The sequence below is a fragment of the Stenotrophomonas sp. 10N36 genome (genome assembly GCF_056395005.1).
Window position 1 is genome coordinate 1 of the sequence record NZ_JBFTIS010000023.1, and the last position, 21,236, is coordinate 21,236.

A 21,236-nucleotide genomic window follows, 5' to 3' on the forward strand; every position below is an offset into this window, starting at 1 on the left:
ACCTCCCCCTTTATTTCGCCTCCAAGGGCATGGGGACCCAGCGCCCGACCCACCGACAGCGCYAGAAAAGCCTGGCTTCCCCTGCTTACCGCTAGCCGAGCCCCGTAGCGGCCGGTAGGCTCCTGGGCAAAATAAAGGAGGAGGCCGCCCCGCGGCCGGGGGACATGTGCGCCAGGGGCCTACCGGCTGCTACGGGACCTCACGCTCGCGACCGCGCCGATCAGAAACGCCAGCAGATCCAATCTGCGCCCGCACAAGCGCCCCCGCCTAGCGTCGTGCTCACTCTGCGACGGCCCTTGCAACAAGACGCTCCCCTCAGATGGGAGAAGAACCTTTTTCATGGGCGGGGCGCCCACCCGTATTTCGTCCGATTCCGATAGGCCTGCAGGATGGCAGCCTGTAGCGTTGGACTCGCCGACACCTGCATCACCCCGCTGAAAGCCGGCAAGCACCCATGCCCTTCTGCCTTGAACCACTCCCGTCTGGCAGGCCCTCCAGCAGTTGCAAAGGAAGGTAACGATGAAAGCAAAACGACGCATCCTCGTAGCGCTCCCCGTGCTCCTCTTCGCTGCTGCACAGAGCCCGGCGCAAGAAGCCATCACGATCAGTGACGCCGTCATCGACCGCGAGCTCAACGAGAGAGAGCTTGCGCTGGCGGCCGCTCCAATCCGATCGCGGCACGCGCTTGAACGCTACATCTCCGAAGGAAAGCTGCGCGATAGCAGCTTGCAGCGCATGCCGCAGGCCGCTCGCACCCGATTCCTGCAGTCCCTTGTGTTCAATGAAAATGGCGTCAGCAGCTTTGATTACCGGGACATCGTCAGTCATCTCGAACCCATGGAAATATACGCAGTGCTATCGCTGTTCGGCGCCCAGCGATCCGCAGGCGCGATTCCCGGATTCGCCGAACGTGCAACAGCGGCCGGAATGCGTTGGCCACCAGAAATGATAGAACCGCCCGTGGACTACCCCGATAAAGTCTGCGCAGCCAAGGCCAGTTGCGCGGCATGGGATGGCGGGGTCTGCATAGGAAGCAATTGCTGACAGACGCGGATGCTGCTCCATCCGATGCAGCACCTATCATCAGGCACGGCCCATGAGCGCTCATTTTCTCCTTCTGCTTGCCGCCAGCGTAAGTCCTGGCGTGCAGAACATCCTTCCTGCGGAGTTTGAACGCGTTGTTCAAGCCGAGCTCTCGCAGGCCGGATCGACCTCGGCGGTGCGCGGGAAGGCGATCGCCGACGCATACGCGCAGCTGCACGCTGCCGCCCATGCAACGGGATTGGACGCGCTCTCCGATAGCGACCTGGATCTCCTGCTGCGCGCCGCGCGCAAGCTGCAGGTCTACCGGCCCCAGGAGCGCGTTGAGCGCGACATGGCGGCTGTTGTCGATGTGCTTGTTCGCCGAGGCACGCAGTCGGCCGTGCACCTCCAGACGTGGTTCGACGCTGCCATCGCCACAAGGAAGTTCGCCACGGCCACCTCAATTCTTCTCGCACACCCGCAGATTGGAAGACCGCCTCCGCCCAAGGTATTGGACGCAGATATCACCCTGGACGGCGTGCCGGTGTACGCCTTGGCCGATGACGGCCAGTCATTGCTTCGGCGCCGGATTCCGGCTCAGTCCGGACGTTGGCTGGTTGTCGTATCCAGTCCCGGATGTGGCTTTTCTACACGCGCAGCGAAGGACCTGCATGACAGCGAGCTATTTCGCGCGCGACTTGCGGAGCGGAATGTTTCCGCGGCATGGCTGCAGCCGGTGGAAAAGACCCTCGATATCGCAGGTGCGCGGCGATGGCGCGATCAGCATCCCGATTTCCCGCTGTACTGGGCGTCCGCACAACATGACTGGCCTCAGTTGGAAACGTGGGATACCCCCGGCTTCTATCTTTTCCAGCACGGCCAACTGATAGGGGCAGCCAGCGGTTGGCACGATACCCGTGACGGTATTCAAGCCGTGCTTTCACTGCTGGATCAGATCCCGACCCGCTAGCCCCTTTCAAGGGGGCGTCATACCCATGCAGGCCTGGGCATGGATCGTATGCATGAAGGGGGGCCACCGCGATGCGCCACGCCAGCCGATCACGTCATTGCACCGCTTCCTCCCGCGCACGCCATTTCGCCGCCAAACCCGCGTATTCCACGTTTCCGGGCGTGCACCGGCATAGCGCCGCGATACCTTGGTATAGATCGCCGAAATGCGCTTGACCGTGCCATCGCCACGCTCTAACTTCCGCCCCGCACCACCCTTCCCTTCGCCCAGAGACCCCTCCTTGGACAGTCATAGTCGACCTCGTTGCTGCTCCTGAGCCGACGGACCCGCTGACCCCAAGGTTGGCTCCGTCCGCACAGGACGGGGCTTGCTTGCGCATCGGATGGATGCGCCCGCCTCGCATCACCTGCATCGCCGTTTCCAACGACCCCGACGAGGGTGCCGCTGGCGTTTCCGATTGCCTGGAGATTGCCCATGCACCATTGCCGTGTGCTGGTCCCGCTGTTGTTGAGCGCGACCGTGCTTCCCTTCGATACCCGCGCCGCCGCCAGCCTGCTGGTGGACGATGCCAGCATTACCGATGCGCACCACTGCCAACTGGAAAGCTGGCTGCGGCATACCCGCGACGGCCAGGAATGGACCGCGGTACCGGCCTGCACCGTGGCCGATACCGAATGGTCGCTTGGCCTCACCCGCCTGCCGGGGCAGCCCGCCACGCAGTGGTCCGTGGGCGCCAAGCGCGTGCTGGTGGAGCGGCAGCAGCGACGCTGGGGCCTGGCCGCCAGCGCCGGCCTGGGCGGCACCACGCACCGGCCGCGCGGCGATGACTGGAACCTCACGGTTCCGTTGACCGTCGCGCTGGATGCGCAGGACCGGGTGCAACTGCACGTCAACCTGGGCTGGGCCCAGCACGCCCACGTGCAGGGGCGCACCAGCGGCGTCGGCATGGAGGTCGCGCTGCATCGCCACTGGTCACTGCTGGCCGAAAGCGCGCGCGATGCAGACCGCCAGCGCAGCAGTCAGATCGGCCTGCGCCGGGTGCTGTGGCCCGGTGCCAGCGTGGACCTGCTCGCCGGGCAGGTGCATCACCAACGCAACACGCAGTGGCTGACGCTGGGCTTCAATCTCGCCGCCCTGCCCTGAGCCGGGGTTGCGTGCGTCATCTGTCGCACCGCGTCCCCTCGCGCCCCCTCTGCCCTGCCGCGCCAGCGTCGTTCCCAACGCCCGCTGCGGCCTGCGCCACCGTTACCTGCTGGAGAATGCCATGAACCGCGAAGACCTTCTGTTCTCGATCCGCACCCTGATCCGCTCGCACGATGCCGCTGCCTTTGCCAGCATCGCCAGCACCACGCATGCACTGGACCTGGTGGAAGCGCTCGACCTGTTCGGCACCGATGCCACGTTGGGCCTGCTGATGCTGTTGCCACCGCCCGCACGTGCCGAGCTGTTCGCCCACTTCCCCGACGGTGCGCAGGACGCACTGCTCACCGCGATGCCGCGCGACGCCGTGGTAACGCTGTTCGAGCACTTGCCGTCCGACGACCGTGCCGATCTCTACCACCGCCTCGATGCGGCGGCACGCCAGCACCTGCTGCCCGCGCTGGCCAAGGTCGAGCGCGACGACCTGCTGCGCATGGCGGCCTACCCCGAATGCACCGTGGGTGCGGTAACCACCTCCGACTACGCCTGCCTGGCCCCGCAGATGGCGGTGGCCGACGCCATCGCCCACCTGCGCCATACCGCGCTGGACAAGGAAACCATCAACATCATCTTCGTGCTCGACCGCGACCAGCGCCTGCACGGCAGCGTCTCGCTGCGCGACCTGGTGCTGGCCGACGGCCACGCGCCGATCGAATCGATCATGCGCAGCCCGCCCACCACCGCCGATGCCTATTGGCCGCAGCTGCAGGCTGCCGAACTGATCCGCCGCTACGACCTGCTGGCGCTGCCGGTCACCCATGCCGACGGGCGCATGATCGGCATCGTCACCGTCGACGATGCGATGGACATCGAGAAGCAGCAGGATGCCTCGCAGCTGGCGCGCTTCGGCGGCACGGTGAGCGCGCAGGGCAACGACCTGGATGTGCGTAGCACGCCACTGAAGCAGATGTTCCGCGTGCGCGTGTTCTGGCTGGCGATCCTGACCGGCTTCGGCATCCTCACCAGCACCTTCGTGGCCGCGCAGGAGGAGTTGCTGTCGCAGGTGATCGTGCTGGCGGCGTTCATCGCCCCGATCGTGGACATGGGCGGCAACACCGGCAGCCAGTCGGCGACGCTGGTGATCCGCAGCATGGCGCTGGGCGAATTGAAGCTGAGCTGGCGCGACGTGTGGTTCGTGGTCCGGCGCGAGCTGCCGGTGGCCGCCGGCCTGGGCGTCACCATCGCCGTCCTGGAAGCCGTGCTGGCCTACTTCAGCAAGGGCGTGGGCATGGACGTGCTGCTGGTGGTCGGCTCCAGCATGCTGGTGTGCACCGCGCTGGGCGGCATCATCGGCGCGCTGCTGCCGTTCGCGGCACGCCGTATCGGCACCGACCCGGCCACGCTGTCGTCGCCGATGATCACCTCGATCATGGATCTGATCGGCGTGTTCATCTACTTCGGCTTCGCCTACCTGTTCCTGGGCGACCTGCTGACAGCAGCGGCGTGAGCCGCGACGCGATCAGCCGCGGCCTTCGACCAATTCACGCAGGCAGGATGGATCCACGACGAAGGACCACCGCGCCTCCATTCCGATGCCGGCGGTGTAGACGACGCAGAACACCGCCTTGTCCCGGGAATGGATCACGCCGGGGTCCGGCCCGACCCGCACGGTCAAGCGCTGGTTGCCGTCCTGCTCCGGTGTCAGCACGCACTCGAAGGGCGTGAACCGTTCCTGCCAGAGGGCAAGGTGCCCGCATAGCGCAGCCAGGGCGCTGTCGCGGATCAGTACCCGGCCCAGCTCGGTGCGATGGACCGGTGCGCTGCGCCGGCTGTCATCGTCGTCGCGGTCCCAGCCATCGGTGCCGACCTCCACCCGGTACAGCCGGTGGTGCGGCGGCGCGGCGCCCTCCAGCGGCGACAACCGAAACCACTCGGTGCCGCGGTTGGACAGCATTGCCCAGACCTTTGCGTCATGGTGTTCACCCATCCGTGCCTCCCTCTGTCTGGTTTCCCCTTCCACCGCCCAAGGGGGCCGTTACTCCACCGGTGGCGGCAGGTGCGGGGCGATCAGCGCCACGGTGCGGTCGAGCGCGCCGCGCCCATTGCTGACCAGCATGCAGCCGGCGCGGGCCATGTCTTCGCGGGCCTGCGGATCGCGCAGCAGGGTCAGCAGCGCATCGCCCACGCCCTGTGCATCGTCGGCGATCACCACCGCACCGGCCTCGCGCATGCGCCGGGAAATCTCGGCGAAGTTGTGCAGGTGCGGGCCGGTCACCGAGGCCGTTCCCATGGCCGCCGGTTCCAGCAGGTTGTGGCCGCCGATGGCCTGCAGACTGCCGCCGACGAAAGCCACCTGCGCGCAGCCGTAGAAGGACATCAGCTCGCCCAGCGTGTCGATCACGAACACGTCGGTGTCGGCCTGCGGCCACTGCTGCTGGCGGCGCGTGGCCACCTTCCAGCCCTGCTCGCGGGCCAAGGCCTCCACCCGCGGGAAGCGCTCGGGATGGCGCGGCGCCCACAACAACAGCAGGCCCGGCAGTGCCTCGCGCAGGCGGCGGTGCAGGTCGATGGTGGCCTGCTCCTCGCCTTCATGGGTGCTGGCGGCGATCCACACCGGGCGATCGCCCGGCACCAGCGCATGGAACTGGGCCACGAAGGCCTGCACGTTGGGTGCGGCGATATCGAACTTCAGGTTGCCCAGCGCCTGCACCTGCTCGGGCCGTGCTCCCAGCTGGATGAAGCGCTCCGCGTCGTCCTGCGACTGCGCGGCCACGCAGGTGACCGTGCGCAGCGCGCGCCCGATCAATGACCTCAGCAGGCGATACCCGCGCAGCGAGCGTGCCGACAGCCGCGCATTGAGGATGTACACCGGAATGCCCCGGTCCCGGCAACCGAACAGCATGTTCGGCCACAGCTCGGTTTCCAGGATCAGCGCCAGGCTGGGCTTGAAGTGGCCGAGGAAGCGGCCGACGCTGCCCGGCACGTCGTAGGGCAGGTAGACATGGTCCAGGGCGTCGCCCCACAGCGCGCGTACGCGTTCGGAGCCGGTCGGGGTGATGGTGGTGATCACCCAGCGGATATCCGGGCGCAACGCACGCAGGGCGTTGACCAGCGGTGCGGCGGCGTTGACCTCGCCCACCGACACCGCGTGCAGCCACACCCGCGGCTGCCCGCTGGGATGCGGATAGGAGGCGTAACGCTCGTCCCAGCGGCGGAAGTACTCACGCACCCGGAACCCGCGCCAGACCAGGTGGTACACGGTGATCGGCAGCAACAGGTACAACACGGCCGAGTACAGGCCGCGCAGGATCCATTCGACAGGGCTTTTGCGCATGCGCAGAGGATACGGGAGCGGCGCGGGGAAGGCATCCCGCACCGCCGTGATGGGCCTGCCGGGGTGCATCCATTAGAATCCAGTCCATGTCAGATAACGCTTCCACCGCCACCCGCCCGTCCCTGCGCGACCCGCGCAACTGGCCGATGTTCGCCGTCATGTTCGCCGCCTTCGGCGTGGCCCGGCTGCCCTGGATGCTGCAGCGCGCGCTGGGCCGCGGCGTGGGCACCGTGGCCTACCGCCTGGCCGGCAGCCGCCGGCGCGCGGCCGAGGTCAACCTGCGCCTGTGCTTCCCGGAAAAGGACGAGGCCTGGCGGCAGCGCCTGCTGCGCGACAGCTTCGACGCCTTGGGCGTGGGCATCTTCGAGTTCGCCCGGGCCTGGTGGGGCAGCATCGACAGCATCCGCCCGCAGGTGCAGATCGAAGGGCTGGAGCACCTGCAGCGCCTGCAGGCCGAAGGCCGCGGCGTGCTGCTGGTCTCGGGCCACTTCATGACGCTGGAGATGTGCGGGCGCCTGTTGTGCGACCACGTGGATCTGTCGGGCATGTACCGCAAGCACCGCAACCCGGTGTACGAATGGGCGGTGAAGTTCGGCCGGCTGCGCTATGCCAAGGCGATGTATGCCAACGAGGACATCCGCGCCACGGTGCGCCACCTGAAGAAGGGTGGGTTCCTGTGGTACGCACCGGACCAGGACATGCGCGGCAAGGACACCGTGTTCGTGCCGTTCTTCGGGCACACCGCCGCCACCATCACCGCCACCCACCAGCTGTCACGCATGACCGGTTGCGCAGTGGTGCCGTATTTCCATCGCCGCGAAGGCGGCCGGTATTTCCTCAAGATCGGCGCACCGCTGGAGAATTTCCCCAGCGAGGATGTCGAAGCCGATACCGCACGCGTCAACCAGGCCATTGAAGCGATGGTGCGCGAAGCACCGGACCAGTACCTGTGGATCCACCGCCGCTTCAAGCGCCAGCCGGGCGGCCGCAGCGATTATTACCGGTAAGACAAAGTGGTGTTTTCAGTGCGTGCGTCGTGACCGGGATGCCGCACGACCGGGAACGCCTCACGACCGGGAACGCCGCACGACCAACGGTCGTGCGCTACCGGGTGGGGCGCGGCATCCTCGGTAGGTACCGACCGTTGGTCGGTACTTCGCCGGCAGATCACGCCTCCGGGTGGGCGTCGTCCCGCGCCAACAGGCTGCCGGCATACAGCGCGGCCAGCAGCAGCGTCAGCCCACCCCAGAAGGTGGAATAGAACGCCAGGTGGGTGTTGAGCGGGAACACGGTGACCGCCAGCGCCAGCATGGCCGGGCGGGCGCGTTCGCGGGCCGGCAGCGGTGCGAAGCGCCACGCGCGCCAGGCCTGGGCGGCAGCGGCCAGCCACAGCAGCAGGCCCAGTACGCCGGTTTCAGCAAGGATTTCCAGCACGATCTGGTGCGCGTGCAGCGCCGGGCCTTCGCCCCACACTTCCTGCGCCTGCGGTGCGGGGTTGCAGCCCGGGTACGCATCGCGGAAGCCGCGCGCGCCCACGCCGTTGACGGGGTGGTCGGCAATCATGCAGCCGGCCGCTGCCCAGATCTGCGCGCGCCCGGACAACGCCTGGTTGACGCCGTCGCCGTCGCCCTCCCACGCCATCGCGGTGCGTGCCACGCGCTCACGCACCTGGCTGGAACCGAATCCGATCGCCACCGCGGCCACCAGCCCGATGGCCAGACACCCGATCAATGCGCGCGCGCCGAGCAGGCGCCAGCCGGAGTACGCCACGACCAGCGCATAGGTGAGCCACGCAGCACGCGAGCCCGCCAGCACCAGCACCACGCCCACCGCGGCAGCGGCCACGCCCCAGCCCCACAGGCCGGCGCGGCGCGCGGCGGCAAACAGCAGGAACGGGGAGAGGCTGGCCAGGACCTGGCCAAACTTCAGGTTGCACGGCCCCAGCACGCCGCTGAGCCGGTCCACGGCGGCCACTTCGGCGGCGTTGCACAGGCCGTGTCCGCTCACCAGCTGCTTGAGCTGGTCCAGCGACCAGAACAACGCACTGCTGCCGAAGGCGGCCTGGGCCAGCGCATCGGCGGTCCATACCGCGGTGATCAGCGCGATGCCGCCCAGCGTCAAACGCCGCCGCTGCGGGGTGGCCACGGCAATCGCCACCAGCCACATGAAGGGCAGGTAGCGAAGGCCAGCCGCGGTCTTGCGCCAGGCCGTCGCCGGGTCGATCGCATCGAACGCGGAAAACGCCTGCGGCAACCAGTAGCCCAGGAACAGGATGCTGGTCAGCGCCCATGCCGGGCTGCTCAGCAGGTGCTGTTTGCCCTGCATGCGCAGCTGCACCATGCGTACGGCGGCATACAGCGCGCCCAGCACCAGCACGCTTTCGGCGATGCCGGGCAACGGCCACAGCGCCACGAACGCCAGCACCCACCACGGCGCCCAGCGACCGGCGCGGGATGCCGGGGAGCCGGGCACAAGCACCGGCTCAGCCGGCAAGGGAGGTGTAGAGCTTGAGGGTGTCACGCTGCATCGCCTGCAAGGTGTAGGGAATGCGGGCAGGCAGGCTGGGCGGTTGCTGCAGCAGCTGCAGCGCGCGCGACAGCAACGCCGCACCGTCGTGCAAGGCTACCGCACCGGAGGGTTGCAGCTGCGTCAGCAGTTCACCCACGCCACCGTGGTTCCAGCCCAGCACCGGGCGCCCCACCGACAGCGCCTCGACCACGGTGCGGCCGAACGCTTCGGCTTTGTCCGACACCTGCAGCACCAGGTCGCTGGCCGCGTAGGCCTGGGCGATGCGCGTGGTGGGCGCGGTCATCAGCACCGCATCGGCGATGCCCAGGGTGCGTGCCTGTGCCTCCAGTTCGGCCACGTAGGCCTCGCGACCCGGCTCGCGGGTGCCCGGCATCCACAACGTGGCGGGCACGCCGGCCGCGTGCAGGCCGGCCAGCAGCTGCAGCGCATGCCGGTGGCCCTTCAACCGGGTGCCACGGCCAGGCAGCAACAACAGCGGCGCATCGCCGGCCAGCGTCGGGTGCTGGGCGGCCACCGCCAGGCGCGCGCGGCGATCGGTGCGCGCCACGCGCGGGAACTGGGCCACGTCCACGCCGCGCGGAATCACCTGCAGACGGTCGGCAGGCACGCTGGGGTAGTGCGTCTGCACGAAGCTACGCACCGTGTTGGACACGCAGATCACCCGCTCGCCACTGGTCATCACCGCGCTGTAGCGGCCCGGCGAGTTCAGCCCGTGCACGGTGGTGACCCAGCGCGGGCGCTGGGCCTCGGGAAGGCTGCGCAGCGCGTACAGGCCGAGCCAGGCGGGCAGGCGCGAGCGCGCATGCACGATGTCGGCGCCCACTTCGGCAAACAACGCGCGCAGGCTGCGCACGTGGCGCAGGGTCAGCAGCGACTTGCGGCCGATGTCCAGGGTGAGGTGTTCGGCACCGCTGGCCAGCAGCGGCTCGACCAGTCGGCCACCGGCGGACACGACGATGGCCCGGTGGCCGGCGGCAACCAGGGCAGAGGCGATTTCAAGGGTGGAGCGTTCGACCCCGCCGGAGTGCAGCGCCGGCAGCAGCTGCACCACGGTCAGTCGGCGCACGGGAGCAGCGCTGACTTAGTCGGCCAGCACGAACACGGCGCCGCAGTACGGGCACTTGGCCTCGCCGTTGGGCTCGTCTTCGATCGGCAGGTACACGCGCGGGTGCGAATTCCACAGCGCCATTTCCGGGGTCGGGCAGCTCAGCGGCAGGTCGGCGCGATGAAAGGTGTAGCGCTTCTCGGCGTTGGCGGGCGCAGTGGCGGTATGGCTCATGGCGTGGACACACAAAGGAATTGCGAAGACGGTGATTCTAGCACCCGGGGCTGTTGCATCGCCGTAGTGGCGCAGGCCGGCACGCGCAGCCGAAACCCACCTTCGGCGCACAGCACCGTTCTTTTTAAATCGATCCAAAGAAACTGTCAACCGCGTGCCCAACAGGCTGATTTTCCGTGTTTGGATCGAACTAAATGGCACTTGCCAGCATCGCCCCGGCTGTTGCAGCATCGGTCCGGTTCGATTCCTGCCCCGATCGCATGGCCCGTCCCCCGCCGGACCTGCATCGCCCTTGTGTCCGCCCCCGGCGGCCGGGGTGGTGCCTGTCTGCCGAGGTCGCCGATGCGGGCTCTGCCTGCCGCCTGCCCTTCCCGGGAGTTCCCTGCATGACCCTGCCTGCCCCGCGCCCTGCCCGCCACGCCCTGCTGCCGCTCGCCCTTGCCGTGGCGTGCGCCTCGCTTGCCCTGCCCGCGCTGGGCCAGGGCCTGCAGACCTCCTTCGAGCGCGGCGAACCGGCGCCGCTTGCCGGCAAGCAGGCCCTGCAGGTGGAGGTGGGCGGCGGTCCACGCGCGCCGTATGCGGCCAAGCCCGGGGTCGGCTACAGCGGCCTGCGCGCTCTGCATTACACCGGCAGCGGCGGCCCCCAGCAGCGCCGCCTGTTCAACACCGACGTGGCCATCGAGGCCGACACCACGCTGAGCTGGCTGGTGCTGCCGGAGATCGTCGGCACGGACGCCGTGGCCTCCACCTACGTGTCGCTGGACCTGCTGCTGGACGACGGCAGCCGGGTGTCGGCCAGCGACGCGCGCGACCAGCACGGCAGTGCCTTGGGTGCCGCCGCGCAGGGCGAGTCGAAGACGCTGTACCCGCAGCAGTGGGCACGCAAGGCCGTGCGCCTGGGCGAGGTGCCGGCGCTGCGCGGACGCCGCGTGGTGGCGGTGGAACTGCAGGTGGCCAGCGCGGCCGGTGCGCCGGTGTCGGGCTGGATCGACGACGTGCAGCTGGGCGCGCAACCCCGCACGGCCCCGCAGCGCGCGTCGGACTGGGTGCTGACCACGCGCGGCACGCAGGCCAACGGCACCTTCTCGCGCGGTAACAACTTCCCCGCCACGGCGGTGCCGCACGGCTTCAACTTCTGGACCCCGGTGACCGATGCCGGCGCGTTGAACTGGCTGTACCGCTGGAACGAACAGAACGACGCGCGCAACCGGCCGCAGCTGCAGGCGCTGGCCCTGAGCCACCAGCCCAGCCCGTGGATGGGCGACCGCCAGACCTTCCAGGTGATGCCGTCCAGCGGCCGCGGCGTGCCCGAGGCCGACCGCAGCAAACGCGCGCTGTCGTTCTCGCGCGACAACGAACGTGCGCGCCCCTACCGTTACGACGTGCGTTTCGACAACGGCATCGCCGCGTCGATCGCGCCCACCGACCATGCCGCGCTGTTCCACTTCACCTTCCCGGAGAAAGGGGATGCCAACCTGCTGTTCGACAACGTCGACGCACGCGGCGGGCTGACCCTGGATGCGACCACGCAGACGCTGTCCGGCTACACCGACACCCGCAGCGGCCTGTCCAACGGCGCCACCCGCATGTACGTGGTGGCCAGCTTCGACGCGCCCTGGCGCAGCAGCGGCCAGATCAAGACCGGCCGCCCCACCGGCTACATCAAGTTCGATGCCGGCAGCACGCGCACGGTCACCATGCGCATTGCGACCTCGTTGATCTCCGTGGAGCAGGCCCGCCACAACCTCGCCCTGGAGCTGGCCGCCGATGACACGCTCGACCGCGTGGCTGGCCGCGCGCAGGACGCGTGGGATGCGCGGCTGGCCCCGTTCGACATTGGCGATGCCAGCGACGACCAGAAAACCACGCTGTACTCCAGCCTGTACCGTCTGTACCTGTACCCCAATTCCGGCCACGAAAACGTGGGCACCGCCGCCGCGCCCGAATGGCGCTACGCCAGCCAGGCCAGCGCCGCCGAGGACAACACCGATGGCAGCGCCACGCGCAGCTTCGCCCCGGTGCGCGACGGCAAGGTGTACGTCAACAACGGTTTCTGGGACACCTTCCGCACCACGTGGCCAGCCTATGCGTTGTTCACCAAGGACGACGCCGGTGCGCTGGTGCAGGGCTTCCTGGAGCAGTACCGCGCCGGCGGCTGGGTGGCGCGCTGGTCCTCGCCGGGCTATGCCGACCTGATGGTGGGCACCAGTTCGGACGTGGCCTTCGCCGATGCCTGGCTGAAGGGCATCGGCGGCTTCGATCCGGAAGAGGCGTACGCGGCCGCACTGAAGAACGCCACCGTGGTACCACCGGACCGCCATGTCGGGCGCAAGGGCATGGACCGGTCCACGTTCCGGGGCTACGCCAGTGCCGACGTGCACGAAGGCATGTCGTGGACGATGGAAGGGGCACTCAACGACTTCGGCATCGCCAACATGGCCCAGGCCCTGGCCAAGCGCGCCACCAGCGCCGCCGCGCGCGAACGCTATGCCACCGAGGCCGACTACTTCGGCCATCGCGCCGGCACCTACGCCACGTTGTTCGACCCGGCCGCCGGGTTCTTCCAGGGCCGCACTGCCGATGGCAACTGGCGTCTGGCCGCCAAGGACTACGACCCGCGCGTGTGGGGCCACGACTACACCGAGAGCAACGGCTGGACCTTCGCCTTCACCGCCGCGCACGACGGCGAGGGCCTGGCTGGGCTGTACGGCGGCCGCGCCCAGCTGGCCGCCAAGCTCGACGCCTTCTTCGCCACCCCGGAAACCGCCGATCCCGCCTTCGCCGGCTCCTACGGCGGCACCATCCACGAGATGACCGAAGCGCGCGACGTGCGCATGGGCATGTACGCGCACAGCAACCAGCCGGCGCACCACATCCCGTGGATGTACCTGTACGCCGGCCAGCCGTGGAAGACCCAGCAGCACGTGCGCGAGATCCTGGCGCGGCTGTACGTCGGCAGCGAGATCGGCCAGGGCTACCCGGGCGATGAGGACAACGGCGAGACCTCGGCGTGGTACGTGCTGGCTTCGCTGGGCCTGTACCCGCTGCGCATGGGCGCGCCCGAATACGCGATCGGCTCGCCGGCGTTCCGCCACGCAAAGGTGGCACTGCAGGGCGGCGCGGTGCTGACGGTGAATGCCGCCAACAACTCGCGCGAGAACGTGTACGTGCAGTCGCTGAAGATCAACGGCAAGCCGTGGTCGAAGACCTGGGTGCCGCACGAGGTGATCGCCAAGGGTGCCACGCTGGACTTCGTGATGGGGCCGCAGCCCTCGACCTGGGGCAGCGGCCCGGACGATGCGCCGCGCTCGCTCACCGCACGCGGCCAGCGCCCTGCCCTGCTGCATGACCTGCTGGGCAGCGGCACACGCGCGCAGCTCGCCGACGGCCGCGCGGTGCCGGCCCTGCTGGACGACGATGCCGGCACGACGGTGCCGGTGGGCGCGGGCACGGTGGTGTTCAGCGGGGTGAGCGATGGCACGCCGTCGATGTACACGCTGACCAGTGGCAACGGCGCGATCCGCGGCGGTGCGTGGACGCTGGAAGCCCGCCGCGCTGGCGGCCGCTGGGTCACGCTGGACGAGCGCCGCGGCGAGGACTTCGCCTGGGCGTTGCAGACCCGGCCGTTCGCGATCGGCAAACCCGGTCGCTATGCCGAATACCGGCTGCGCATTGCCGGGCCGGGGCGGATGCAGTTGGCCGAGGTGGAGCTGCTAGCACCGACGGGGGAGCAGTGAGAATGGGCATGACCGGTTGTTTGAAGCGGGCTGCGGCCTGGATTGTGGGGAGCCGGCCGGCGGCCGGCACTACCCGGGCGCGTGTGCCGATGGTGGCGTGGAGCCGGCCAGCGGCCGGCACTACCGTGTTGCTGGGGGCGTTGGTCGTGTTCGATGCTGCCGCGTTCGAGGCCAGCCAGCAGCGTGAGGGGGTGACGCTGGCCTACAGCGATCCGGCCGACGCACTGGCCGCTCCGATGCGCACGCGCATCATCGACACGTTCTTTGCCGCGTATGTGCGCGAGCGCGCCGACTTCCACCCGGGTGCGCCGTCGCAGGTGCGGATCGTGATCGACCCGGGCTACGACGGCATCGCCTTCGTCGGCGAGGGCAAGGGCGCGGCCACCATCACGATCAACCCGGCCTGGCTGGCCAAGCACCCCGACGACGTCGACCTGGTCACTCACGAGGCCATGCACATCGTGCAGGGCTACCCCGAATACGCCAACGAGCGCGTGCCGGGCTGGCTGGTGGAGGGCATTGCCGACTACGCCCGGGATCGCTACGGCCGGGAAAATGCGGCCGCTGGCTGGGCGCTGCCGACGACGGTGAAGGACGGGCAGCACTTCGACACCGGCTACAGGGTGACCGGTGCGTTTCTGGCATGGAGCGAGGCGCAGCATCCGGGGCTGGTCAAGGTGCTGGACGGCGCATTGCGCGACGGGCGTTACACGCCGGCGTTGTGGGAGGCGCGCACCGGCATGGCGTTGCCGGCGCTGTGGGCGGCGTACGTCAAGGCGCGTTGAGGCGCGTGTCCCACCGCCCCGGGTAGAGCCGACCGTTGGTCGGCTGCCCCCGTCCAGGCGCCATGAACACCTGACACAGGGCACGCGTGCGTGCCCCAGCCGACCAACGGTCGGCTCTACCGGCGTTGCGGGGTCATGACGATCCCACACGCGCGTGACGTTGGCCGGCGTTGCGGGGTCATTCCGATCCCACACGCGCGTGACGTTGGCCGGTGTTGCGGGGGTATTGCGATTCGGCACGCGCGTGACGTTGGCCGGCGTTGCGGAGTCATTCCGATCCCACACGCGCGTGGCGTTGACCGGCGTTGCGGGATCATTCCGATCCCACACGCGCGTGGCGTTGATCGGCGTGGCGGGGGTGTTGCGATTCGGCACGCGCGTGACGTTGGTAGAGCCGACCGTTGGTCGGCTGCCCTCCGTCCAGGCGTCATGAACACCTGACACAGCGCACGCGCGCGTGCCCCAGCCGACCAACGGTCGGCTCTACCGGCGTTGCGGGGTCATTCCGATCCCACACGCGCGTGACGTTGACCGGTGTTGCGGGGTTGTTGCGATTCGACACGCGCGTGACGTTGGCCGGCGTTGCGGGGGTGTTGCGATTCGGCACGCGCGTGACGTTGGTAGAGCCGACCGTTGGTCGGCTGCCCTCCGTCCAGGCGTCATGAACACCTGACGCAGGGCACGTGTGCGTGCCCCAGCCGACCAACGGTCGGCTCTACCGGGATGGCGCGACCACCAGCCCGCTGTTGAATGCCTACTGGTCGGGCCCAGGGCGGCGGGAGCCGGTGGCCCGCCGCCGCGGCCGGGCCGCGTGGGGGTATTGGGCCCTTGGGAGGTTGCAGGGGAGTGACCGGGGCGCGTACGCCTTGTTGCATGTGGTCGCGAAGGTCACATGCACAACGGGACCAGCGCTGTGCGCTGGTCCCGTTCTTCAATGCCTACCGACCAACGGTCGGTAGCTACCCGATCCGCGTTTCGCAGCGCGAAACCAAAACGCGCCCCGAAGGGCGCGTTTTGGCAACTTGAGGTGGAAAGAACGCCTTAGGCGTTCTTCTCCGCCTCAAGCTGCTTGCGGATCTGCGCATCCACGGCCGCGATGGCGGTCATGTTGAGCACGCGGCGCGAGGTCGCGCTGGTGGTCAGGATGTGCACCGGCTTGGCCACGCCCATCAGGATCGGGCCGATCGCCACGCCGTCGGTGAACACGCGCACCAGGTTGTAGGCGATGTTGGCCGCTTCCAGGTTGGGCAGCACGAACAGGTTGGCGCGGCCCTTCAGCGTGCTGTCGGGCAGCAGCTTCTGGCGCAGTGCCTCGTCCCAGGCGGTGTCGCCCTGCATTTCACCGTCCACGTTCAAACGCGGGTTGCGCTTGAGCAGCAGCGAACGCACGGTGCGCATCTTCAGCGCGTCACGGGAATCGTGGCTGCCGAAGTTGGAGTGCGACAGCAGCGCCACCTTCGGTTCGATCCCGAACAGCTTCATGCGGTAGGCCGCCTGCAGGGTCGCTTCGCAGATCTGCTCGGCGGTCGGGTCTTCCTGCACGTGGGTGTCCACGAAGAAGAACACGCCCTGCTGGTTGATCACGCCGGTCATCGCCGAGGTCGAGGTCACCTTCGATTCCAGCGGCAGCACGCTGCGCACGTAGCCCAGCTTCTTGTGGAAGCGGCCCACCACGCCGGTGAGCATGGCGTCGGCTTCGCCGCGCGCCACCATCACCGCGGCGATCAACGTCGGCCGCGAACGCATCAGGTTCTTGGCCGCCGCCACGGTCACGCCGCGACGCCCGGTGAGGTTGTGGTAGTACTGCCAGTACTCGTTGAAGCGCGGGTCGTCGTTGATGTTGGTGATGTCGAAATCATCACCGGCCTTCATGCGCAGGCCCAGGCGCTCCACGCGCGATTCGATGACGTCCGGGCGGCCGATCAGGATCGGACGGGCCAGCCCTTCATCCACCACGTTCTGCACCGCGCGCAGCACCACTTCTTCTTCGCCTTCGGCGTACACCACGCGCTGCTTGTCGGCGCGCGCACGGTCGTACACCGGCTTCATCATCAGGCTGGTGCGGTAGACGAACTGGGCCAGCTTCTCGCGGTAGGCGCCCATGTCGGCGACCGGGCGGGTCGCCACGCCGGAATCCATCGCGGCCTGCGCCACGGCGGCCGACAGCTCCACCAGCAGGCGGCGGTCGAACGGACGCGGAATCAGGTAATCGCGGCCGAAGCTCGGGGTCTCATCGCCATAGGCAGAACCCAGGTCGCTGGCCTCGCGGCGCGCCATGGCGGCGATCGCGTGCACGCAGGCGATCTTCATTTCTTCGTTGATCGCCGTGGCGCCCACGTCCAGCGCACCGCGGAACAGGTACGGGAAGCACAGCACGTTGTTGATCTGGTTCGGGTAGTCCGAACGGCCGGTGCCGATCAGCGCGTCCGGACGCACCGAACGGGCCACTTCCGGCATGATTTCCGGGGTCGGGTTGGCCAGCGCGAAGATCACCGGGTCCTTGGCCATGGTCTTGACCATGTCCGCGGTGAGGATGCCCGGGGCCGACAGGCCCAGGAAGATGTCCGCGCCGTCGACGATCTCGGCCAGCGTGCGCTTGTCGGTGTCGCGTGCGTAACGCGCCTTTTCCGGGTCCAGGTCGGTGCGGCCGGTGTGGATCACCCCGTCGCGGTCGAAGGCCAGGATGTTTTCCTTCTTCAGGCCCAGCGACACCAGCATGTTGACGCAGGAGATACCCGCCGCGCCCATGCCGGTGGTGGCCAGCTTGACGTCTTCGATCCGCTTGCCGGTCACGACCATGGCGTTGAGCACCGCGGCACCGACGATGATCGCCGTGCCATGCTGGTCGTCATGGAACACCGGGATGTTCATCCGCTCGCGCAGCTTGCGCTCGACGATGAAGCACTCCGGGGCCTTGATGTCTTCCAGGTTGATGCCGCCGAAGGTCGGCTCCAGCGAGGCGATGATGTCGACCAGCTTGTCCGGGTCGTTCTCGTCGATCTCGATGTCGAACACATCGATGCCGGCGAACTTCTGGAACAGCACGCCCTTGCCTTCCATCACCGGCTTGCCGGCCAGCGGGCCGATGTTGCCCAGGCCCAGCACGGCGGTGCCGTTGGAAATGACGGCGACGAGGTTGCCGCGGGCGGTCAGTTCGCTGGCCTGCTGCGGGTCGGCCATGATCGCCTCGCAGGCGTGTGCCACGCCCGGCGAGTACGCCAACGACAGATCACGCTGGGTCAGCATCGGCTTGGTCGCTGCGACGCGGATCTTGCCCGGCGGCGACATGCGGTGGTAATCGAGGGCAGCCTGTTTGAAATCTTCGTTGGACATCGCTTTCTGCAGATGAATGGGCGAGAGGAACAGGGGATCATACCCCCGTTGGCGTGGATGGACCTGTCGCTACGCTGTCGCGATCATGCTGCAACCGCACATATCGGCGCCGTTCGGCAGCGTATGCGCAGCGTGGCGCAGTGCGATGACAACCCGCATCACCGGCGGTCGGTCGGTAAAAAAATCAGGGCCTGCCATCCAGGGGGACGGGGCAGGCCCTGCAACACACGCAAGCATCAAACGGGTATCAGCGGGCCGGGGCGGTCAGCGGCGACGGCAGGTCGTCGGTGGTCAGCGCCGGCAGCTCGGCCTCGCGGCCGTCCAGGGCCAGCGCCAGGCGGTCGCGGTCCAGCGCGCCTTCCCAGCGCGACACCACCACGGTGGCCACGGCATTGCCGATGAAGTTGGTCAGCGAGCGGCATTCGCTCATGAAGCGGTCCACGCCCAGGATCAGCGCCATGCCGGCCACCGGCACTTCCGGCACCACGGCCAGGGTGGCGGCCAGGGTGATGAAGCCGGCACCGGTGACGCCGGCGGCGCCCTTGGAGCTCAGCATCGCCACCAGCAGCAGCGCGATCTGGTGGCCCAGGGTCAGCTCGGTGTTGGTGGCCTGGGCGATGAACAGCGCGGCCAGGGTCATGTAGATGTTGGTGCCGTCCAGGTTGAACGAGTAACCCGTGGGCACCACCAAGCCCACCACCGACTTGGCGCAGCCGGCACGCTCCATCTTCTCCATCAGCGACGGCAGCGCCGACTCCGACGAGGACGTGCCCAGCACCAGCAGCAGTTCGGCCTTCAGGTAGCGGGCCAGCTTGAACACCGAGAACCCGCACAGCCGGCACACCACGCCCAGGATGACCGCCACGAACAGGAACGCGGTGAGGTAGAACGAGCCCACCAGCCAGGCCAGGTTGACCAGCGAGCCCACCCCGTACTTGCCGATGGTGAAGGCGATGGCACCGAAGGCGCCGATCGGGGCGGCCTTCATCAGGATGTGGACCAGGCGGAACACCGGGGCGGTCAGCGCCTCCAGGAAGGTCAGCACCGGGCGGCCCTTGGCACCGGTCAGGGCCAGGGCCACGCCGAACAGCACCGCCACGAACAGCACCTGCAGGATGTTGCCATCGACAAAGGCGCTGACCAGGGTGGCCGGGATAATGTCCATCGCAAAGCCGGTGAGGGTCAGCTCATGGGACTTTTCCACGTAGCTGTGGACCGCGGTCTGGTCCAGGTCGGCCGGGTTGATGTTCATGCCGGCGCCGGGCTGGACCACGTGCGCCACCACCATGCCCACGATCAGGGCCAGGGTGGAGAAGAACAGGAAGTAGGCCATCGACTTGGCGAACACCCGGCCCACCGTGCGCAGGTGGGTCATGCCGGCGATGCCGGTGACGATGGTCAGGAAGATGACCGGGGCGATGATCATCTTCACCAGCTTGATGAAGGCATCGCCCAGCGGCTTCAGCGACTCGGCGAAGGCCGGCTCGAAGTGGCCCAGGATGGCGCCAAGAACGATCGCCACCACCACCTGGAAATACAGTTGGCGGTAAAACGGCAGCGGCTTGGCCGCGACGGGGGCGGCGGTGGGAATGTGCATGGCGGACTCCGGAGGGACGGTATCGGCGCGTCCGGCCTGCAGGAGATGCGGGCCGGTTCCGTGGGCAACACCGCAGCCCGGATCGTGTGTCGGGGGTTGCGGCGGATGGACGCATTTGTACGCGCGAGTCACCGCCAGGCAGATAACCTATTGGTACTAGCCCCCCGGTTCAGGTGGCGTCGGGTGCCTACACTGCGCCCCACACCGCCCTCCCCCACGGCGGCAAGTGACGCGCGCGCGGCCGGCTGGGCAACAGTTTCCGGCGCAGCGGCCGTTGTTGTCCTGTCCCGTCTCAAAGAGAGAGCTGCACGTCCATGCGCCCGACCCCGACCCTGCTGGCCCTGTGCCTGGCTGCTACCCCCGCCCTGGCTTCGGCCGCCGATTTCGACAACTGGCCGACCAAGGTCGCCTTCAGCGATGGCACCGAACTGGCCGCCACCGCCAACATCGCCTACGACCTCAACGATTTTTCCGGCAACAGCGGCATCGAAGACGATGACGCGGTGCGCCGCAAGGAATTCGGCGCCACCCTGAAGAAGAAGGGCGTGTACGACGCGATGGTGTACTACGACTTCCAGGCCGACACCTGGCTGGACGTATTCGTGCGTTTTGAAAGCAAGGCCTTCTTCGGCAGCGACATCGGCCGCTTCCGCTTCGGCTACATGAAGACCCCGGTGGGCCTGGATGCGGGCACGTCTTCGCGCGCCGGCAGCTTCCTGGAAACCGCCCTGCCCGTGCAGGCGTTCTACGAAGGCCGCCGCACCGGCGCCGAATGGGTGCTGGAGCGCCCGCAGTACCTGCTGCAGGCCGGTGCCTACGGCGGCAAGGACCTGCAGGGCGACAACCCCGGCACCACCCAGGCCGTGCGTGCGGTGTGGACCCCGGTCAAGGCCGCCGGCGACGTGCTGCACCTGGGCCTGGCCTACTCGCAGGAAAACCCGCGCGGCTACCGCGATGGCCGCGATGTGCACCACGACGCCAGCGCCCGCCTGCGCGCACGCCCGGAAGCCGGCCTGACCGACATCCGCCTGGTGGATTCGGGCGCGCTGGCCACTGCCGACCAGATCCGCCGTACCGGCCTGGAAGGCATCTGGATCCGCGGCCCGTTCTCGGTGCAGGCCGAAGCGCTGCAGACCACCGTCACCCGCGAAGGCAAGCCGGACTACACCGGCAACGGCCAGTACGCCATGGCCAGCTGGGTGCTCACCGGCGAATCGCGTCCGTACAACGCCGGCGCGGTAGCCAACATCAAGCCGGCCCACGACTACGGCGCGGTGGAACTGGTGGCCCGTTACAGCCGCCTGGACCTGGACGACGCCGATGTCTTCGGTGGCCGCCAGCACGACTGGACCCTTGGCGCCAACTGGTACCTCACCAGCCACTTCAAGTTCCAGGCCAACTACGTCAAGGCGGATGCGAGCCGTCGCGGCGTGCATACCAAGCCGGAAATCTTCGAACTGCGCGCCCAGATGCACTTCTGATCGGCATCGCGGCGGGCGTGTACACCGC

General features: G+C 68.3%; 15 protein-coding genes. 8 read left to right on the forward strand and 7 right to left on the reverse strand.

What is annotated here, in order from left to right; translation table 11 throughout:
- Nucleotides 1-519 precede the first annotated feature (519 nt).
- The 4 genes from AC1DCJ_RS17735 (at nucleotide 520) to mgtE (ending at nucleotide 4,640) form a co-directional block, all read left to right on the forward strand.
- The gene (locus AC1DCJ_RS17735) at nucleotides 520-1,044 is read left to right on the forward strand and encodes a hypothetical protein (RefSeq protein ID WP_448136456.1); all 525 of its coding nucleotides are present in this window, start codon (nucleotides 520-522) and stop codon (nucleotides 1,042-1,044) included.
- A gap of 52 nt (nucleotides 1,045-1,096) precedes the next feature.
- Nucleotides 1,097-1,993: a hypothetical protein gene (locus tag AC1DCJ_RS17740; RefSeq protein WP_478071555.1), complete on the forward strand. Its 897-nt coding sequence runs from the start codon at nucleotides 1,097-1,099 to the stop codon at nucleotides 1,991-1,993.
- Between the two features lie 474 nt (nucleotides 1,994-2,467).
- Complete coding sequence (locus AC1DCJ_RS17745) at nucleotides 2,468-3,136, forward strand: hypothetical protein (RefSeq protein ID WP_478071556.1); 669 nt, start codon at nucleotides 2,468-2,470, stop codon at nucleotides 3,134-3,136.
- Between the two features lie 121 nt (nucleotides 3,137-3,257).
- The gene (gene mgtE / locus AC1DCJ_RS17750; protein ID WP_478071557.1) at nucleotides 3,258-4,640 is read left to right on the forward strand and encodes a magnesium transporter; all 1,383 of its coding nucleotides are present in this window, start codon (nucleotides 3,258-3,260) and stop codon (nucleotides 4,638-4,640) included.
- Between the two features lie 12 nt (nucleotides 4,641-4,652).
- Here the strand turns inward: mgtE and AC1DCJ_RS17755 are convergent, their stop codons facing one another.
- Nucleotides 4,653-5,120, reverse strand: coding sequence for a hypothetical protein (locus AC1DCJ_RS17755; RefSeq protein WP_314405340.1), 468 nt, complete (start codon nucleotides 5,118-5,120; stop codon nucleotides 4,653-4,655).
- A gap of 48 nt (nucleotides 5,121-5,168) precedes the next feature.
- Nucleotides 5,169-6,467, reverse strand: a complete 1,299-nt coding sequence (gene waaA, locus AC1DCJ_RS17760; RefSeq protein ID WP_428711781.1) for a lipid IV(A) 3-deoxy-D-manno-octulosonic acid transferase — start codon at nucleotides 6,465-6,467, stop codon at nucleotides 5,169-5,171.
- 86 nt (nucleotides 6,468-6,553) lie between these two features.
- Here waaA and AC1DCJ_RS17765 point away from each other — a divergent pair, with 86 nt between their 5' ends.
- On the forward strand, nucleotides 6,554-7,474 hold the full coding sequence (locus tag AC1DCJ_RS17765; protein WP_038686370.1) for an LpxL/LpxP family Kdo(2)-lipid IV(A) lauroyl/palmitoleoyl acyltransferase: 921 nt from the start codon (nucleotides 6,554-6,556) through the stop codon (nucleotides 7,472-7,474).
- Nucleotides 7,475-7,634: 160 nt separating this feature from the next.
- Here AC1DCJ_RS17765 and AC1DCJ_RS17770 read toward each other — a convergent pair whose 3' ends face one another.
- From AC1DCJ_RS17770 to AC1DCJ_RS17780, 3 genes are read right to left on the reverse strand one after another with little or no spacing between them, the layout of a single operon-like run.
- Nucleotides 7,635-8,939, reverse strand: a complete 1,305-nt coding sequence (locus AC1DCJ_RS17770; protein ID WP_313246591.1) for an O-antigen ligase family protein — start codon at nucleotides 8,937-8,939, stop codon at nucleotides 7,635-7,637.
- Nucleotides 8,940-8,949: 10 nt separating this feature from the next.
- Nucleotides 8,950-10,062, reverse strand: coding sequence for a glycosyltransferase (locus AC1DCJ_RS17775; RefSeq protein WP_137190298.1), 1,113 nt, complete (start codon nucleotides 10,060-10,062; stop codon nucleotides 8,950-8,952).
- Nucleotides 10,063-10,077: 15 nt separating this feature from the next.
- A complete protein-coding gene (locus AC1DCJ_RS17780) occupies nucleotides 10,078-10,275 on the reverse strand; it encodes a zinc-finger domain-containing protein (RefSeq protein ID WP_137190299.1) in 198 nt (65 codons plus the stop codon).
- Nucleotides 10,276-10,661: 386 nt separating this feature from the next.
- Between AC1DCJ_RS17780 and AC1DCJ_RS17785 the strand changes: the two genes are divergently transcribed.
- Together AC1DCJ_RS17785 and AC1DCJ_RS17790 are read left to right on the forward strand one after the other, a co-directional pair.
- The gene (locus AC1DCJ_RS17785) at nucleotides 10,662-14,012 is read left to right on the forward strand and encodes a GH92 family glycosyl hydrolase (RefSeq protein ID WP_478071558.1); all 3,351 of its coding nucleotides are present in this window, start codon (nucleotides 10,662-10,664) and stop codon (nucleotides 14,010-14,012) included.
- A 146-nt stretch (nucleotides 14,013-14,158) separates the two neighbouring features.
- Nucleotides 14,159-14,797 carry a basic secretory protein-like protein gene (locus tag AC1DCJ_RS17790; RefSeq protein ID WP_478071559.1) on the forward strand — a complete coding sequence of 213 codons (639 nt, stop codon included), beginning with the start codon at nucleotides 14,159-14,161 and terminating at the stop codon, nucleotides 14,795-14,797.
- A gap of 1,041 nt (nucleotides 14,798-15,838) precedes the next feature.
- On the opposite strand, the gene AC1DCJ_RS17795 is transcribed toward AC1DCJ_RS17790, so the two are convergent.
- Nucleotides 15,839-18,130: an NADP-dependent malic enzyme gene (locus tag AC1DCJ_RS17795; protein WP_038686361.1), complete on the reverse strand. Its 2,292-nt coding sequence runs from the start codon at nucleotides 18,128-18,130 to the stop codon at nucleotides 15,839-15,841.
- A 247-nt stretch (nucleotides 18,131-18,377) separates the two neighbouring features.
- Nucleotides 18,378-19,727 carry a dicarboxylate/amino acid:cation symporter gene (locus AC1DCJ_RS17800; protein ID WP_038686359.1) on the reverse strand — a complete coding sequence of 450 codons (1,350 nt, stop codon included), beginning with the start codon at nucleotides 19,725-19,727 and terminating at the stop codon, nucleotides 18,378-18,380.
- Nucleotides 19,728-20,041: 314 nt separating this feature from the next.
- Between AC1DCJ_RS17800 and AC1DCJ_RS17805 the strand changes: the two genes are divergently transcribed.
- On the forward strand, nucleotides 20,042-21,208 hold the full coding sequence (locus AC1DCJ_RS17805) for an OprO/OprP family phosphate-selective porin (RefSeq protein WP_137190304.1): 1,167 nt from the start codon (nucleotides 20,042-20,044) through the stop codon (nucleotides 21,206-21,208).
- Nucleotides 21,209-21,236: the final 28 nt, after the last annotated feature.

Bases quoted from the DNA above. Each gene is read 5' to 3' on its own strand.
- AC1DCJ_RS17735 (WP_448136456.1), top strand. From the start codon at position 520: ATGAAAGCAAAACGACGCATCCTCGTAGCGCTCCCCGTGCTCCTCTTC.
- AC1DCJ_RS17740 (WP_478071555.1), top strand. From the start codon at position 1,097: ATGAGCGCTCATTTTCTCCTTCTGCTTGCCGCCAGCGTAAGTCCTGGC.
- AC1DCJ_RS17745 (WP_478071556.1), top strand. From the start codon at position 2,468: ATGCACCATTGCCGTGTGCTGGTCCCGCTGTTGTTGAGCGCGACCGTG.
- mgtE (WP_478071557.1), top strand. From the start codon at position 3,258: ATGAACCGCGAAGACCTTCTGTTCTCGATCCGCACCCTGATCCGCTCG.
- AC1DCJ_RS17755 (WP_314405340.1), bottom strand. From the start codon at position 5,120: ATGGGTGAACACCATGACGCAAAGGTCTGGGCAATGCTGTCCAACCGC.
- waaA (WP_428711781.1), bottom strand. From the start codon at position 6,467: ATGCGCAAAAGCCCTGTCGAATGGATCCTGCGCGGCCTGTACTCGGCC.
- AC1DCJ_RS17765 (WP_038686370.1), top strand. From the start codon at position 6,554: ATGTCAGATAACGCTTCCACCGCCACCCGCCCGTCCCTGCGCGACCCG.
- AC1DCJ_RS17780 (WP_137190299.1), bottom strand. From the start codon at position 10,275: ATGAGCCATACCGCCACTGCGCCCGCCAACGCCGAGAAGCGCTACACC.
- AC1DCJ_RS17785 (WP_478071558.1), top strand. From the start codon at position 10,662: ATGACCCTGCCTGCCCCGCGCCCTGCCCGCCACGCCCTGCTGCCGCTC.
- AC1DCJ_RS17795 (WP_038686361.1), bottom strand. From the start codon at position 18,130: ATGTCCAACGAAGATTTCAAACAGGCTGCCCTCGATTACCACCGCATG.
- AC1DCJ_RS17800 (WP_038686359.1), bottom strand. From the start codon at position 19,727: ATGCACATTCCCACCGCCGCCCCCGTCGCGGCCAAGCCGCTGCCGTTT.
- AC1DCJ_RS17805 (WP_137190304.1), top strand. From the start codon at position 20,042: ATGCGCCCGACCCCGACCCTGCTGGCCCTGTGCCTGGCTGCTACCCCC.